The organism is Noviherbaspirillum massiliense JC206 (assembly GCF_000312045.1).
GTDB classification, from domain to species: Bacteria; Pseudomonadota; Gammaproteobacteria; order Burkholderiales; family Burkholderiaceae_D; genus Noviherbaspirillum; species Noviherbaspirillum massiliense.
Genome location: NZ_HE978635.1, coordinates 34756 through 50963 on the forward strand (window position 1 = coordinate 34756; position 16208 = coordinate 50963).

Below are 16208 nucleotides of genomic sequence, written 5' to 3' on the forward strand. Positions count from 1 at the left end.
GGTTGTTCAGCCCGAGGATATTGCCGACATTGTCGTAGCGGTAGGCCAGGTTTTGCAGCGTGCGGCCCTGCCCGCTGGCTTCCAGGCTGTTCAACCGGCGGTTTTGCGGGTGGTAGGTGTACTGGGTGCGGATGCCGTTGCCATACGCCATGTACGCGCGCTGCTCGAACTTGTCGTATTCCAGGCGCGTCAGGTACGTGAACAGCTGGCCCTGTTTCTGGCCCTGGGCAAACTGCACGTTGCCGCCGGCGTCATACGCAAAGCTCAAGACTTCCCCATCCGGGTAGACCAGGCGCTGCAAGCGGCCAAAGGTGTCGAACAGGTAATCGGTGGTCCAGACTTCCGGGCTGTTGGGGCTGTTGCCCTGGGTCTTGGAGGCGACGATGTAGTCGACCGCTTCATTGAAGACGCCAGCTTGGCCGAAGCCAATCAAATTGTTAAAGAACGGAGCGGATGGCAGGCGATGAAACTATGCCGCGTTTGATCCTATATGTTTGCCTTGGACGAAAGGTAAGACCTGGCCCTGATATTCCGAATAAATGTTAATCGTGGTTTGTCCCCTATTAGCCTTTGGACGGGACAGACAACTTTAAAAAAACCTGGGTGGCCATCCCTTACCAAAGATCAGGATTGGTACAACAGTAATCAGTACCAAGATAGAGGAAACGGAAGAAGTAATTATTTCTAACTTAAATGGAACACTAACCCCTTTCTTTATCATCACGAATGAAAAAATTAATATGGCGATCCAGAGCAGCAGAATTAATCTAGAAGACAGAACGATTAATCCTGACGCCTTTTTATAGGCGTCGTAATACTGCTTAACTTTATTAGGGTCGTTATACGTATTCTTTTTTTCAAATATTAGTTCTTTATCGTGTCCCTTCACGAAAAAGATGACTTTATCGATAGAAAAAGCTACCGGAATACTTATATAGAAAAACACGATAGCAACAATATAAAAGTTCCTTATATTCATATTCATTACTTCCATGTTCAGTCGTACTACATTAAAGGAACGGCTTAAGGAGCTGGCATATCTGATGGTTTAACGTCGTACCCCATGTTTCTCATTCCATAGTTCCACCTATCTGCTGGCTTACTAATGTCCCCCTTGAAAGGAGGGAGTCCCATTAAAGAACCTGGAACGCTGTAGATAGGGCTGGACTGTTTTGCTGAAGATTCAATAAAGCCGAAGAACCCTCCTTTTTTAGCTGCCTCATAAAGAGGTTGTACCAAATGCTGCTCTTGCGAAAGGGTTTTCGCGTCCCACTTAAATGCATCGTCACCTTTTAAGGTTGGTCCGTTATATAGAGCTCTGAGCTTTGGGAGAGCATCTTCAAAGATAGATCGGTTTCCGTCATTAGCAAAATTACGAATGTTAGAGCTAAAGTCACCTATTGTTTGTGCCATTACATCAACGCCGCGAGCAACATTAGACGCCGCACCAGGCCACTTCGTCTCAAATCCCTTTTGATCCGTAGCGCTTTGGAACCATGCGTAAAAATCTTGGCGTTGCCCAATAGTAGAGTATTCCTTTGCACCGTTTGCTTGTTGTAAGTTATAAGCGTTTGCGGATTTCCATGTATCCATGTTGAAAATCCGATGATATGGATGCCAGTCCCCGGGGCCTAAATCTTTACCAACTGATAGTTCAGCATTTCCATCTGGATCAATGAATTTCAACGGATTGTGACTCGTGTATGTGTACAGTGCTAATCGAGTGGACTTAAATGTTCCTCCATTTCTCTTTCCGTCTAAATATGCAGCCAATATCGGATCCGGGCTCTGCCACACGCTGGTCCTTGGGTCGTAATACCGCGCCCCGAAGTAATACAGCCCCGTCTCTTCATCCAGTTCCTTGCCGGTAAACAGGTACGGCGTGCGCTGGGTATTGCTGCTTTCCTGCACCCAGGTTTCGCCAAACGGGAAGTATTCCAGGTGTTCATACGGCCGCCCGCTCACATCGGTCACATAGCTCGATGAACCGAGATGGTCGGGATGGTAGAAGTACAGGAAGTTGTCCTGGTTGGTGGCCGTGCCGGCGCCCGGGGTCGCCGGTGCCGGGTTGGCATAGTGCGGGTTCTTTTCCAGGTTGCGCGCGCGCTGCGCCGCCACCGCACTGCGCTGCTGGATGCCCATGGCATTCAGGATGCCCGAGGCGCGCTGGGCCGGCGCCGGCAAGCGGCTGCTGGTGCCGTTGTTGCCCGTGCCACTGGGCTCCGTGCCGCCATTGAGCGCTTTCACCCCCGGCACCAGGGCCGTGGCTATTCTTGTCGTGCCAATGAACACGTGCTTGGATGCCACTTCGCGGTTCCTGACCGTGAACCACTGGTTCACGTACACGGTCTCGCCTTGCGGCCCGCGCTTGATCACCCGCTCACCCTGGTCGTCGTAGACATAGCTCTTTTCATGGCCATTGTCGAAGAGTGACTGGATGCGGTTTTCATCATCCCAGATGATGGTGCGGCGGGTGCCATTCCTGTCATGGTCCCAGCCGGTCTGGTTGCCATTGGCATCGTAGCGGCAGGCGAGCTTATCAAAGGTATGCCGAACCAGGCCCGCGGTTCATGAATTACAGGTGCTTGCCTGCCTCTACTGATTGACACTGGAATCCGAGAGTTGGGATGCCGAGCAAGTTAGCGCTCAGTGGATGGCCGAAAAGAGGACAAAAAGAGAACTGCGATCATTTTGTGTGATGGCTTAGGAAGAATGAAACGCGATGCTTAATCCCGGGAGAAAATGCGTCGAATCTACGCCGTGTTCTGATCCACTCCGCACACCGCCGCCGTTGGCGTCGCCTGCGCCGCATCCTTGGCCGCCTGCACCCGCACCGCCTCAGGCAAGACAACGCCGTTCTTCACGGCGGTCAGTTCGGCCAGGATGGAGATGGCGATTTCCGCCGGCGTCTTGCTGCCGATGTACAAGCCGATCGGGCCGTGCAGGCGCGCGATCTGTTCTTCGGTCAGGTCGAATTCCTTCAGGCGTTCGCGCCGCTTGGCATTGTTGGCGCGCGAGCCGATGGCGCCGACGTAGAAGGCCTCGGACTTCAGGGCTTCCATCAGCGCGAGGTCGTCCAGCTTGGGGTCGTGCGTGAGCGCCACCACCGCGCTGCGCCTGTCGAGACGCATTTCCAGCACGAGGTCGTCCGGCATGGCATGCACCAGGTCGGCGCCCTCCACCTGCCAGCCCTGGCGATATTCCTCGCGCGGATCACAGACGGTGACGTGGTAATCCATGCCCAGCGCGATCTGGGCGAGGAAACGCGACAATTGCCCGGCGCCGATGATCAGGAGCCGCCAGCGCGGCCCGTGTATCGTGGTCAATGCCGAGGCCGATACCTGCAGGCTCATGCCGCAGTTTGCGGGCCCCAGGCTCACTTCTCCCGAAAACAGGTCGAGCCGGCGCGCCACCAGTTCGCGCCGGGCCAGCCGCTGCAGCAGCTCCGCGATGCGGCTGCGTTCCGACAAAGGCTCAATCGCGAGCTGGATGGTTCCGCCGCAGGGCAGGCCGAAGCGGTGCGCTTCATCCGCGGTGATCCCGTAGGTCACGATTTCCGGGCTGGCGCGCGTGATGCCTTCGCTGCGCACGCGGGCGACCAGGTCATCCTCGATGCAGCCGCCGGACACCGAACCGACCACCTGCCCGTCTTCGCCGATCGCGAGCATCGCGCCTTCCGGCCGCGGGCTGGAACCCCAGGTCTTGATCACGGTGACCAGTTCGCATTTGCGTCCGTCATCCAGCCAGTTCGCGCATGTCTTCAGCACTTCGAGGTCGATCGTGTCCATGTTTGCCTCTTCCTGGTCAGGTACCCGGCAGGCGCGCCGCGATTGCGCGTGCAGCTCACAGATGTTTCTTCACGGCTTCAATCGTGTTGCCGCGCCACGAACCGGTGCAACTGACAGTAGCGTTCTTGCCGATAACGGCATTTGAGTTTGCACAAACAGTTTTCTACGTATGGCGGTACGGTTGCCCTTAGAACTCATTTAATTATCGCGATCACATCCCGCGCCGAAGCCCCATTCGGATTAATACGCAGCAAGCCCACAAGAGGAGACAGAAATGGCCGTCAACCTATCCCTGACCGTCAACGGCAGGCCAGTGCGCGCGGATGTGGATCCGCGTACCCTGCTCGTGCAGTTCATCCGCGACAACCTGCAACTGACCGGCACGCATGTCGGCTGCGACACCAGCCAGTGCGGCGCGTGCACCGTGATCGTCAACGGCAATGCCGTGAAATCCTGCTCCGCCCTGGCCGCGCAATTCCAGGGGGCGCAAATCACCACCATCGAAGGCATCAGCGGCCCGAATGGCGAACTGCATCCGATGCAGGCGGCGTTCAAGGAATGCCACGGCCTGCAATGCGGCTTTTGCACGCCGGGCATGGTGATGAATGCCATCGATGTGGCGCAGCACTATGCGGCACCGGACGAGGCGGTGATCCGCGATCAGCTCGACGGCAACATGTGCCGCTGCACCGGTTACCACAACATCGTGAAAGCGGTGCAGGCAGGCGCCGCCGGCATGAGAGGAGCCTGACATGAATGCACCCGTTGTTGACGCCGGCACCGGCATCGGTGCTTCCGTGCGCCGCAAGGAAGATTACCGCTTCACTACCGGCAGCGGCAAATATACCGACGATGTGCAGATGGTCGGCCAGACCTATGCCTGTTTCCTGCGCTCGCCGCATGCCCATGCGGCGATCAGAAGCATCGACAAGGAGCAGGCGTTGCAGGCGCCGGGCGTGGTGGCCGTGCTGACCGGCGAAGACCTGGCGGCCGACAAGGTCGGCGGCCTGCCCTGCGGCTGGCTGATCACCGACGTCAACGGCCAGCCGATGAAGGAGCCGCCGCATCCGGCGCTGGCGCAGGGCAAGGTGCGCTATGTGGGCGACCCGGTGGCAGTGGTGATTGCCGACAGCTACCTGCAGGCCCGGGACGCAGCCGAGCTGATCGACGTGGATTATGAAGTGCTGCCGGCGGTGGTCGATGGACGTGCAGCGCTGCAGCCGGGCGCGCCGGCACTGCATGAGCTCGCACCCGACAACAAGTGCTACACCTGGTCGATTGGCGACAAGGCGGCTGTGGATGAAGCATTCCGCCGAGCCCATCATGTGACAAAGCTCGACATCCACAACAACCGGCTGGTGCCGAATGCGATCGAGCCGCGCGCCGCGCTCGGCCATTACAACCGCGCCGACGACAGCTATACCCTGTACGTGGCGAACCAGAACCCGCATGTGGAGCGCCTGCTGCTGACCGCCTTCGTGCTCGGCCTGCCGGAACACAAGGTGCGCGTGATTGCGCCGGACGTCGGCGGCGGCTTCGGCTCGAAAATTTTCCTGTACGGAGAAGAAGTGGTCGTGACCTGGGCTTCGAAGAAAGTCAACCGCCCGGTCAAGTGGACGGCCGACCGCTCCGAAGCCTTCCTCGCCGATGCGCACGGGCGCGACCACGCAACGCAAGCCGAACTGGCGCTCGACCAGGACGGCAAGTTCCTGGCGATGCGGGTGCATACCGTGGCCAACCTCGGCGCCTATCTCTCGACCTTCGCGCCATCGATCCCGACCATCCTCTACGCCACGCTGCTGGCAGGCCAGTACACCACACCGGCGATTTACTGCGAAGTGGATGGGGTGTTCACCAATACCACGCCGGTCGATGCCTATCGCGGCGCGGGGCGCCCGGAGGCAGCCTATGTGGTCGAGCGGCTGGTATCGGCCGCGGCGCGCGAGATGAACATCGACCAGGCGGACATCCGCCGCCGCAACTTCATTACCGAATTCCCGTACCAGACCCCGGTGGCGCTCCAATACGATACCGGCGACTTCCATGCCTGCCTCGACGGCGCAATGGAACTGGCCGATGTGGCCGGCTTCCCGGCCCGGCGCGCGGAAGCGGAACGGCGCGGCAAGCTGCGCGGCCTCGGCTATTCCACCTATATCGAAGCCTGCGGGCTGGCGCCGTCCAACATCGCGGGCGCGCTCGGCGCGCGTGCCGGCCTGTACGAGGTGGGCGAGATCCGGGTGCATCCGACCGGCAGCGTGACGGTGTTCACCGGCTCGCACAGCCACGGCCAGGGGCATGAAACCACATTCGCGCAAATCGTCGCCACGCGCCTCGGCGTGCCCTTCGAGCAGGTCGACATCGTGCACGGCGATACCGGCCGCGTTCCCTTCGGCATGGGCACCTATGGTTCACGCTCGCTGGCGGTCGGCGGCTCGGCCATCATGAAGGCGCTGGACAAGATCGAGGCCAAGGGCAAGAAGATCGCGGCGCACCTGCTGGAAGCGGCGGACAGCGACATCGAGTTCAAGGATGGCCAGTTCACCGTCGCCGGCACCGACCGCAGCGTGCCGTTCGCGCAGGTGGCGTTCTCCGCCTATGTGCCGCACAACTATCCGCTCGACAAGCTGGAGCCCGGGCTGAACGAGACCGCCTTCTACGACCCGACCAATTTCACTTATCCGGGCGGCGCGCATATCTGCGAAGTGGAAGTCGACCCCGAGACCGGCGCAGTCCAGATCGTCGGCATGACGGCGGTGGACGACTTCGGCAAGATCGTCAATCCCATGATCGTCGAAGGCCAGGTGCATGGCGGGCTCGCGCAAGGCATCGGCCAGGCGCTGGTGGAAAACTGCGTGTACGACCCGGAAAGCGGGCAGCTGCTGTCCGGCAGCTACATGGATTACGCCATGCCGCGCGCCGGCGACCTGCCGAGCTTCAAGGTCGGCAATCGCGTCACGCCCTGCACCCACAATCCGCTCGGCGCCAAGGGTTGCGGGGAGGCCGGCGCGATCGGCTCGCCGCCCGCAGTCATCAATGCCGTCATCGATGCGCTCGCGCCGCTTGGCGTGACCGATATCGACATGCCGGCGACGCCGGAACGGGTCTGGCGCGCCATCCAGTCCGCGCGGCCAGCCGCACAACAAGCTGCATGAGGAGGAGATCAGCATGTATGCATTCCAACTGCACCAGCCGAAGAGTCTGAGCGAAGTCGCCGCCCTGCTCGCCGATCCGGATGCGCAACCGCTCGCCGGCGGCCAGAGCCTGGTGGCTGCAATGAAGCTGCGCCTCGCTTCGCCCGGCAGCCTAGTCGATCTCGGCGGCATTCCGGAGCTGCGCGGCATCCGCCGCGAAGGCGATGCGATCCTAATCGGTGCCATGACCCGGCATGCCGAAGTGGCCGCGTCCGAGGAAGTGCGGCAGGCGATTCCTGCCCTGGCTTACCTCGCGGGCGACATCGGCGACCGTCAGGTGCGCAACATGGGCACCATTGGCGGCTCGCTCGCCAACAATGATCCGGCGGCCTGCTACCCCGCCGCAGTGCTGGCACTGGGCGCCACGATCCGGACCAGCAGCCGGGAGATCGCGGCCGACGATTTCTTCCTGGGCATGTATGAAACCGCGCTGACGCATGATGAAATCATCTCCGCCGTCAGCTTCCCGATTCCGCGCAGGGCGGCTTACATGAAATTCATCAATCCGGCCTCCCGGTTTGCCCTGGTCGGCGTGTTCGTCAGTCAGGACACGGCCGGTGCGGTACGGGTGGCGGTAACGGGCTGCGCCGGCTGCGCTTTCCGCGCTACCGAACTGGAACAGGCGCTGTCCGCGGACTTTTCGCCGGAAGCGGCAAAGTCGGTCAGGATTGCTCCCGGTGGACTGAACTCCGACCTCCACGCCAGCGCGGAATATCGCGCCCATCTGATTCCCGTGCTGGCTGGTCGTGCGGTGGCGAGGGCGCTGGAGTAGAGCGTGGACCTCCTTCCCCTGCAAGGGGAAGGAGAGAATGACCTTCTTCAATTCCCACAGGCGATACCGAGAGCACCTCGTATCCATACCTATCCAGCCCAACCCCATGCCTGTCACTCCGCTCCCCTCTTCCGTCGATGAAGTCATGCAACTCCTGTCGGCGCAAGACTATGTCGGCGAGCGGCATCTGGCTACCACGCTTTACCTCGCGATGACCATGGGCCGGCCGCTGTTCCTCGAAGGCGAGGCTGGCGTGGGCAAGACCGAAATCGCCAAGGTGCTGGCGAGCGGCCTGAAGCGCAGATTGGTGCGCCTGCAATGCTATGAAGGACTGGATATCGCGAGCGCGGTGTACGAATGGAATTACCCGCGCCAGATGATCGAGATCCGGCTGGCGGAAGCGGCGGGGCAGGCATCGAAAGATGTGCTGGCAAACGACATCTTCAGCGAGCGCTTCCTGGTCCGGCGGCCCCTGCTGCAGGCACTGGAAGCTTCGGAGAACGGGCCGCCGGTCCTGCTGATCGACGAGCTCGATCGCACCGATGAACCCTTCGAAGCCTACCTGCTGGAAGTGCTCGCGGAATACCAGGTGAGCATTCCGGAAATCGGCACCATCAAGGCGGAAGAGCCGCCACTGGTCGTCATCACGTCCAATCGCACGCGGGAAATCCATGATGCGGTCAAGCGCCGCTGCTTCTACCACTGGGTCGATTACCCGGACAAGGCGCGCGAGTTCGAGATCATCCGGCGCAAGGCGCCCCAAGCCGCGGAGACCTTGAGCCGCGAAGTCGTCGCCTTCATTGCCAAGCTGCGGCAGATGGAACTGTACAAGGCGCCGGGGGTGGCCGAGTCGATCGACTGGGCGGCGGCGCTGGCCGCGCTCGACCGGGTCAGCCTCGACCCGGAAGCAGTCGGCGCCACGCTCGGCATCGTGCTGAAATATCAGGACGACATCGGCAAGTTCGACAGCGCGACGGTCGCGCAACTGGTGGAGCAGGCGCGCAGCGATGCTTCCGGCTTCCAATCATGAGCGCCGCCACAAGTCCCGACACCATGAAGCTGGCGGAAAATGTCATGCATTTCGCCCGCGTGCTGCGGCGTGCCGGCCTGCCGATCGGCCCGGCGAAAGTGGTGGATGCGCTGCAAGCCCTGCAGGCGGTGGGCGTGGAAAGGCGCGACGATTTCTATTTCGCACTCTCTGCCGTGCTGGTCAACCGGCATGAACACCAGGCCGTGTTCGACCAGGCCTTCCGGCTGTTCTGGCGCGAGCCGTATCACATCGACACCCAGCTGGAAGAGTTGCTGCGCCTGCTGCGCGGGGTGCGCCGGCCTGCCCGCAGCGAGGCTGCGCTCGCCCAGCGCGTCGCCCATGCCCTGCTGCCGAACGCGCCCGCGCCACGTCCGCGCGAGGATCTGCCGCCCGACCTCAGCATCGATGCGACGCTCACCGTGTCCTCGCGCGAATTGCTGCAGAAAAAGGACTTCGCCACAATGACGCCGCAGGAACTGGCGGACGCCCGGCGCATGATCGCCCGCATGCGCCTGCCGCTGCCCGAGCTGCCGAGCCGCCGCTCGCTGCCGCGCGCGCACGGCGGACAGGTCGACTTGCGCAACACCATGAAGCAGATGATGCGGGAAGCCGGCGGCATCGTCGAACTGCGCCGCAAGGCGCCGCGCCGGCGTCCTCCGGCCCTGGTGATCCTGTGCGACATCTCGGGCTCGATGGACAGCTACACCCGCATGCTGCTGCACTTTGCCCATGCGATCACCAATGACCGCGACCGCGTGCACACCTTCCTGTTCGGCACCCGGCTCTCCAACATCACCCGCGCCTTGCGCGACCGCGACGTGGACCTGGCGCTCGATGCAGTATCGCGCCAGGTGGCGGACTGGTCCGGCGGCACCCGCATCGGCGCCTGCCTGCATGCGTTCAACCAGCGCTGGGCGCGCCGGCTGATGGGCCAGGGCGCCGTGGTGCTGCTGATCAGCGACGGGCTCGACAGCGATGCCGCCGCAGGGCTGGGAAAGGAAATGGAGCAGCTGAAGCTCGCCAGCCGCCGGCTGATCTGGCTCAATCCGCTCTTGCGCTATGCCCGGTTCGAGGCGAAGCCGGCAGGAATCCGCGCCATGCTGCCGCATGTCGATCTGTTCCTACCGGTGCACAACCTTGCCAGCCTGAGCCAGCTGGGCGAGGCGCTGCGGGAATGGGACGCGCGGCGCGCGAATGACAGACGATTATTATCACCACCCCAATCATCAGGAGAATGACATGGACATGTCGGGTTCGCATTTCATCCCCGCGCCCCAGGAGCGGGTATGGGCTGCCCTCAACGATCCGGAATTGCTCAAAGCCTGCATCACGGGCTGCGAACAGTTTGAAGCGGACGGTGAACATTCCTACAAGCTTCTGATGGCGGTGAAGATCGGTCCGGTGCGCGCCCGGTTTACCGGCAAGATGGACCTGTGCGACCTGAACCCGCCGAATGCGTATGCGCTCGGTTTTGAAGGCCAGGGCGGCGTCGCCGGCTTTGCCAAGGGCAAGTCGGATGTAACCCTATCCCCCGAAGGTGAAGGCACCCGTCTGGCTTATACCGCACGCGCGCAGATTGGCGGCAAGCTCGCGCAAATCGGTTCCCGGCTGGTTGACGGCGCGGCAAGGAAAATGGCTGATGATTTCTTTGCCGCGTTTGTCCAAAAACTCGGCGGTACGACAGAACAGGCCGGCATGTCGGCAACTGCGCCACAATAGCCGATTCTCGCTCACATCCAGGCACCTGGACCTGCCTGACAGCACGATGCGGGCGTGCTTCCGGCGACGAACTTTCCCTGCCTGTGCGCGGACTGGAACATTTGTTCGGGAATGCAATCGAATTGTCGGTGTTTCCCAGTTTCCACAGGCGTGCACAATGAATACCAGCGGCCATGATCCGGCTTACAACTCAGATGCCTCCAGGCAGGCGGCTCCAGAAAATCGCGAATTCAATCTCGAGCGCATACATCGCCTCGTTCATGACCTGGAGCAAGAACTGGCGCACACGGATATTCCCCAGGCTGACGATCTGAGGAGGGAAATCAATACGCTCAAGCAGATGCTGGAGGGCCCCGATGAACAGGACCCGAGAGTGCGGCAAAGGCTGCACGGCGTACACAACACGCTGCAGGATGTGACCGCAACTGTGGAGGGAGAAGTATTGAGGGACAGTCCGTATATCGCCGAGCTGGGACGAATACTGGGGCTGGTGTAGAACTCGCCCACGGTCGAGAACTGGCTGGCGAGCCGCCTGTATTGCTTGCCGCCCACGCCGCCCCACACCAAGGCTGGACGAACCTCATGACAATTGGCAGCAACAAGCAGGAAAACGAACAAAAACCTCTGGATGAACAAGGCGGCGGACAAAGCGCTGGCGCACCGGCGGCCGGCGAGCTGGAAGGCAGCAGCTATTCGCCCCTTGGCAATCCCGGAGTCCGGCACTGGCAGTCCAGCTATATTTCCGAGCCCGGACTGGATGAACGGGACAATGTGTTTTTCGCGGCAGTGCAGATGACGCGCATGCCGATGGCAGTGACCGATCCGAATCAGCCGGACAATCCGATCGTGTTTGTCAATCGCGCTTTCCTCGATCTGACGGAGTATGCGGAAGAACAGGTTCTTGGTCGCAATTGCCGCTTTCTGCAAGGGAAAGACACCGATCGCCAAACCGTGGATGAAGTCCGCCATGCACTACAGGAACAGCGTGCCGTCGCAGTCGACATCCTGAACTACAAGGCGAGCGGCAAGCCCTTCTGGAATGCGCTGTTCATCGGCCCGGTGTTCGACAAGGACGGCCAGCTCCTGTACTACTTTTCGTCGCAACTGGACATCACCAGCCGGCGCGTGTCGGAACAGGCCTATCTGCAGGCGCAGAAAATGGAAGCGATCGGCCAGCTGACGGCAGGCGTGGCGCACGACTTCAACAACCTGCTGCAGGTGATCGCCGGCAACCATGAACTGGCCCTCGGCATGCTGGGGAAAAATGAACAGATCGCGAATGTCATCGCCCGGGCGCAGCAGGCGACCAGCAGGGCATCAAAGCTTACCCAGCAATTGCTGACCTTCGCCCGCAAACAGCGGCTGGAGCCGAAACGCGTCAACCTGAATACGCTGATCGTCGAATTCAGCGAGATGCTGGTACGCACGCTGGGCGACAAGGTGGATTTGCACCTGGACCTGAAGCCGGGCGTGCCCTCGTGCATTCTCGATCCTATCCATCTTGAGATGGCTCTGCTGAATGTGCTGATCAATGCGCGCGACGCCATGCCGCATGGCGGCAAGGTGACAGTTGGGACATCGATTCTCAGCGACAAGGACCGCGTCGAATCGCATCATCTGCCGCCCGGCATCTATGTCGTCATGTGCGTCATCGACGAAGGGGAAGGCATGACGCCCGAGGTATTGCGGCGGGCCACCGAACCCTTCTTTACCACCAAGGGACCGGGGACGGGCTTGGGGCTGGCGATGGTCCACGGCTTTGTCAGCCAATCGCACGGTCACCTTGAAATCGACAGCGCGCCGGGCAAGGGAACCACGATCCGGATGATTTTCCCGGTGGCCGAACCCTCGGTGCAGCAAGCACATCCCGCACCCTCTGCCGGTTTGCCCGAAGCCACCCCTGCCCTGAACTGGAGTGCGGAAGCCATCCTGGGCCGCAAGACCATTCTCGTCGTCGACGACAGCCAGGATGTGCGCGAACTGACGGAAGGCTTTCTGCAGTCGCAAGGCTATCGCGTCATCACCGCGCAGAGCGGCGAGGATGCCTTGCGCATGCTGGACCGTTACGGCGATATCGACCTGCTGTTTACCGATGTCATCATGCCTGGCGGGATGAATGGATTGCAGCTGGCCGAACATGTACGGACGCGACAACCGGCTATTCCGGTACTGCTTGCCACCGGATACATGGAAGAATTGCAGAGCCGGGGCCAGCAGGGTTCCCAGTTCAATATCCTGGCCAAGCCGTTCAGGCTGGCGGAACTCGCGGACAAGGTGCGAAAGGCACTGGAAAAGCCGCGCGAGCAGCATTCGGCCGAAGCTTTCAGGCATGAAGGCTGACAATGATCGTCACGGAGTCCGCCACGGGTCGAACCTGCGCCTGTCCTTAGCGTCAAAACCTGTTTCGCGTTCCTGATCCGGCAATCAATCCTGCCGGATTGAAAGAAGGAAATCCAATGCTCACCCAGAAAACCAAGGACACGGTCAAAGCGACCGCGCCCGTCCTTGCCCAGCACGGCTACGACATCATCAAGCATTTTTATCGCAACCTGCTGAGTACCCATCCGGAGTTGAAGAATGTCTTCAACATGCGCCACCAGGAGCGCGGCGAACAGCAGCAGGCACTGGCCCGCGCGGTATATGCCTATGCCGCCAACATCGAGGATCCGCAATCGCTCGAAGCCGTGCTGAAAAACATCGCGAACAAGCATGTCAGCCTCGATGTGCGGCCGGACCAGTATCCGATCGTCGGCGAACATCTGCTGGCGGCAATCAAGGCAGTGCTGGGAGATGCCGCGACCGACGACATCATTTCGGCCTGGGCACAGGCCTATGGCAACCTGGCCGACATCCTGATGGGAATGGAAAGCGAATTACGGGAGGACGCCAGCGACAGGCCGGGCGGATGGGTGAGCTGGCGTGATTTTGTGGTGCGCGCCAAGCAGCCCGAGAGCGATGTCATCACCTCTTTCGTGCTTGAACCGGCGGATGGCAAGCCGGTGATGGATTTCGAACCGGGCCAATACATCAGCGTCGCCGTGCAAGTGCCGCGTCTGGGCCTGCAGCAGATCCGCCAGTACAGCCTGTCGGATGCGCCGAACGGCCGCACCTACCGGATCTCGGTCAAGCGCGAGGGCGGGACCGATCCGGCACAGGCGGGCTATGTATCGACTCTTCTGCATGACCAGGTCCAGCCGGGCGATACCATCAAGGTCGCAGCGCCGCACGGCACGTTCTACGTCGACGTCAATGCACGCACGCCGGTGGTGCTCATCAGCGGCGGTGTCGGACTCACGCCGATGATCAGCATGCTGAAGCGCATACTGCAGTCGCCGGGGCGGGACGTGGTATTCGTCCATGGCGCGCGCAACAGCGCAGTCCATGCCATGAAAGACCGCCTGCGCCAGGCGGCGCAGCAGCATCCGCATTTCAAGACGATCATTTTCTACAGTGAGCCCTTGCCTGGTGATCAGGAAGGCAAGGACTACGACTACCCGGGCCTGGTGGATATCGACCGCATCGCAAACCAGATACTGATTCCCGATGCCGATTACTACATCTGCGGCCCGCTTCCCTTCATGCGCATGCAGCATGATGCCTTGCTCGGCAAGGGAATCAGGGAAGCGAAAATCCACTACGAAGTCTTCGGCCCCGACCTGTTCGCCGAGTGATCGGCCTCCGCGGCTTCATTACCGCCCCGGGCAGGGGAGCATCGGGGTCGAGCGATCAGCAGTCCGCAAGCCCTTGCGCGGGCTTGCTCCGACCCTTCAGTGCGCCTGTGGCGGTTCGGCCCGCCTGCATGCCTCGACCTTGCTGGCTGGCTGGTGGGCCGAGTGGATCGCAAGCGAATTGCGTGACATGGCGGTGACATGCTTCGCATCGGTGGCGGCGGCCAGATAGCCGACGTAGGCGACATTCGGCGAGCGCCCCGGCAGCAGCAGCCAGTAATCGAAGCCGCGCTCGAGCGCGACTTTCCGCAAGGCGCAATACAGGAATTGCGAATAGCCAGGATCGCTGGTTTTGCCGAGGTCGGTTATCTTGTAATCCTTCTCCGACAGCTTGACCAGCGACACCTGGCGGATGGTCTTGCCATCGTCCAGTCCGAGCTGCGTCGAGTCGATATGGATGGCGGGCGGTCCCACCTCCTGCACGATCTGTTCCTGCACGTCGCCCTCGGCGGCGAAAGCAGCTGCGATGCCAAGCACCCAGGCCGACAGGACAAGCGCGGTCTTCTTCAACATGTATCCTCCCTTGGTTGTTGTCATGCAGCGGTTCAGGCAATGATGCCCTTTGCTTTCAATGCAGCGATCTGGTCTGCCGTGAGGCCGGCATCCTTCAGCACCTGCTCGGTGTGTTCGCCGAGCACCGGGGCACGGAAGCGGATCGCGCCCGGATTTTCCGACAGCTTGGGCATGATGCCCGGGACGTCCACTTCCAGTCCGTCGGCGCTGCGCACTTTTTCGATCACGCCGCGCGCGCGGTAATGCTCGTCTTCGGCGATGTCCTTGGCGGAATAGATGCGGCCGGAAGGAACGGCCGCTTTCCTCAGCTGCTCCAGCGCCGTGCCGCTGTCGAGCGCGCCGCTCCAGGCGCCGATGGCGGCGTCGAGTTCCTCGGCCCGCCGTGCACGGCCGTCGTTCTGCGCCAGCGTCGGATCTTCCGCAAGGTCGGCGCGGCCGATGAGCTGCATCAGGCGCTTGAAGATGGAGTCGCCATTGCCGGCGATCAGGATGTATTCGCCATCGCCGCAGCGGTAGGCATTCGAAGGCGCGATGCCCGGCAGCGCGCCACCCGCCGGTTTGCGGATCGTGCCGAATGCGGAATATTCCGGCAGCAGGCTTTCTGTCAGGTTGAATACCGATTCATACAGCGCCACGTCGATCATCTGCCCGGTGCCGCCGCGCGCGTCGCGCTGGTAAAGCGCCAGCAGCACGCCCAGCGCCCCGTGCAGCCCCGCGATGGTGTCGCCGAGGGAGACGCCCGCGCGCACCGGCACCCGGCCCGGCTCGCCCGTGATGTAGCGCAGGCCGGCCATGGCTTCACCGATGGCGGCAAAGCCGGGCTCGTCGCGCCTCGGGCCATCCTGGCCGTACCCGGAGACGCGCAGCATGATCAGGCGCGGGTTCGCCGCATGCAGCTGCTCCCAGCCCAGGCCCCATTTTTCGAGCGTGCCGGGCCGGAAATTCTCGATTATCACATCGGCGGTTTCGGCCAGCCGCCGCACCAGCTGCTGCCCTTCTTGCTGGCGCAGGTCGATGCAGACGGATTGCTTGTTGCGCGACTGCGCCTGCCACCAGACCGAGGTGCCCTTGTGCAGCTGGCGCCATTTGCGCAGCGGGTCGCCGTCGCCCGGGGTTTCGACCTTGATGATTTCGGCCCCGAAGTCTGCCAATGTTTTCGAGGCGAAGGGGCCGGCGATGAGTTGACCGAGTTCGAGGACCCGGATACCGGAGAGAATCTGCTTGTTCATGACTGGTCTGGACTGGATGGGATGGCGAATCCGGCGGCTGTTCGATGGCGTCCCAGGGCAATGCGCCGCATACGTCCGCCACCCGCGGGTAGCCTGGGAGCCGCCATTTAATCACAACTGGCAATGGAAGAGGGCCGGGCAGCTCGCCGCCGCGGCCTGCGGGCGGGCTCACCAGCCTGGCCTTGCCTGCGGCAAAAACAGGCTGGCTGCGCGGGGAAAGTATCCCTCGCCCGGCGTA

14 protein-coding genes are annotated in these 16208 nt (G+C 61.5%); 9 read left to right on the plus strand and 5 right to left on the minus strand.

Annotation, left to right across the window (positions count from 1 at the left end):
• The 3 genes from HGHM_RS23405 to HGHM_RS15645 all read right to left on the minus strand — a co-directional run.
• Nucleotides 1–433: RHS repeat protein (locus tag HGHM_RS23405; protein WP_161603788.1), on the minus strand; the 433-nt coding region annotated here is incomplete at its 3' end.
• A 590-nt stretch (nucleotides 434–1023) separates the two neighbouring features.
• On the minus strand, nucleotides 1024–2340 hold the full coding sequence (locus HGHM_RS15640) for an RHS repeat domain-containing protein (protein WP_148415691.1): 1317 nt from the start codon (nucleotides 2338–2340) through the stop codon (nucleotides 1024–1026).
• Nucleotides 2341–2753: 413 nt separating this feature from the next.
• On the minus strand, nucleotides 2754–3788 hold the full coding sequence (locus tag HGHM_RS15645) for an XdhC family protein (RefSeq protein WP_019142492.1): 1035 nt from the start codon (nucleotides 3786–3788) through the stop codon (nucleotides 2754–2756).
• Between the two features lie 274 nt (nucleotides 3789–4062).
• Between HGHM_RS15645 and HGHM_RS15650 the strand changes: the two genes are divergently transcribed.
• The 9 genes from HGHM_RS15650 (at nucleotide 4063) to hmpA (ending at nucleotide 14171) form a co-directional block, all read left to right on the plus strand.
• Complete coding sequence (locus tag HGHM_RS15650) at nucleotides 4063–4539, plus strand: (2Fe-2S)-binding protein (protein WP_019142493.1); 477 nt, start codon at nucleotides 4063–4065, stop codon at nucleotides 4537–4539.
• A gap of 1 nt (nucleotide 4540) precedes the next feature.
• Nucleotides 4541–6940 (plus strand): xanthine dehydrogenase family protein molybdopterin-binding subunit, encoded by a 2400-nt coding sequence (locus tag HGHM_RS15655; RefSeq protein ID WP_019142494.1) that lies wholly within the window; start codon nucleotides 4541–4543, stop codon nucleotides 6938–6940.
• A gap of 13 nt (nucleotides 6941–6953) precedes the next feature.
• Nucleotides 6954–7751 carry an FAD binding domain-containing protein gene (locus HGHM_RS15660; RefSeq protein WP_019142495.1) on the plus strand — a complete coding sequence of 266 codons (798 nt, stop codon included), beginning with the start codon at nucleotides 6954–6956 and terminating at the stop codon, nucleotides 7749–7751.
• A gap of 106 nt (nucleotides 7752–7857) precedes the next feature.
• The gene (locus HGHM_RS15665; RefSeq protein WP_026076091.1) at nucleotides 7858–8781 is read left to right on the plus strand and encodes an AAA family ATPase; all 924 of its coding nucleotides are present in this window, start codon (nucleotides 7858–7860) and stop codon (nucleotides 8779–8781) included.
• Nucleotides 8778–10019 (plus strand): vWA domain-containing protein, encoded by a 1242-nt coding sequence (locus tag HGHM_RS15670; RefSeq protein WP_019142497.1) that lies wholly within the window; start codon nucleotides 8778–8780, stop codon nucleotides 10017–10019. The genes HGHM_RS15665 and HGHM_RS15670 overlap by 4 nt, the downstream gene beginning before the upstream one ends.
• A gap of 1 nt (nucleotide 10020) precedes the next feature.
• On the plus strand, nucleotides 10021–10500 hold the full coding sequence (locus HGHM_RS15675) for a CoxG family protein (RefSeq protein ID WP_019142498.1): 480 nt from the start codon (nucleotides 10021–10023) through the stop codon (nucleotides 10498–10500).
• A gap of 157 nt (nucleotides 10501–10657) precedes the next feature.
• Nucleotides 10658–10996, plus strand: a complete 339-nt coding sequence (locus HGHM_RS21530; protein WP_019142499.1) for a hypothetical protein — start codon at nucleotides 10658–10660, stop codon at nucleotides 10994–10996.
• 86 nt (nucleotides 10997–11082) lie between these two features.
• Nucleotides 11083–12840 (plus strand): histidine kinase famiy protein, encoded by a 1758-nt coding sequence (locus tag HGHM_RS15685; protein ID WP_019142500.1) that lies wholly within the window; start codon nucleotides 11083–11085, stop codon nucleotides 12838–12840.
• A 116-nt stretch (nucleotides 12841–12956) separates the two neighbouring features.
• Nucleotides 12957–14171: an NO-inducible flavohemoprotein gene (gene hmpA / locus HGHM_RS15690; protein ID WP_019142501.1), complete on the plus strand. Its 1215-nt coding sequence runs from the start codon at nucleotides 12957–12959 to the stop codon at nucleotides 14169–14171.
• Nucleotides 14172–14267: 96 nt separating this feature from the next.
• Here hmpA and HGHM_RS15695 read toward each other — a convergent pair whose 3' ends face one another.
• Nucleotides 14268–14741 carry a hypothetical protein gene (locus HGHM_RS15695; RefSeq protein WP_148415695.1) on the minus strand — a complete coding sequence of 158 codons (474 nt, stop codon included), beginning with the start codon at nucleotides 14739–14741 and terminating at the stop codon, nucleotides 14268–14270.
• Nucleotides 14742–14773: 32 nt separating this feature from the next.
• Nucleotides 14774–15970 (minus strand): CaiB/BaiF CoA transferase family protein, encoded by a 1197-nt coding sequence (locus HGHM_RS15700; protein WP_019142503.1) that lies wholly within the window; start codon nucleotides 15968–15970, stop codon nucleotides 14774–14776.
• Nucleotides 15971–16208 lie beyond the last annotated feature (238 nt).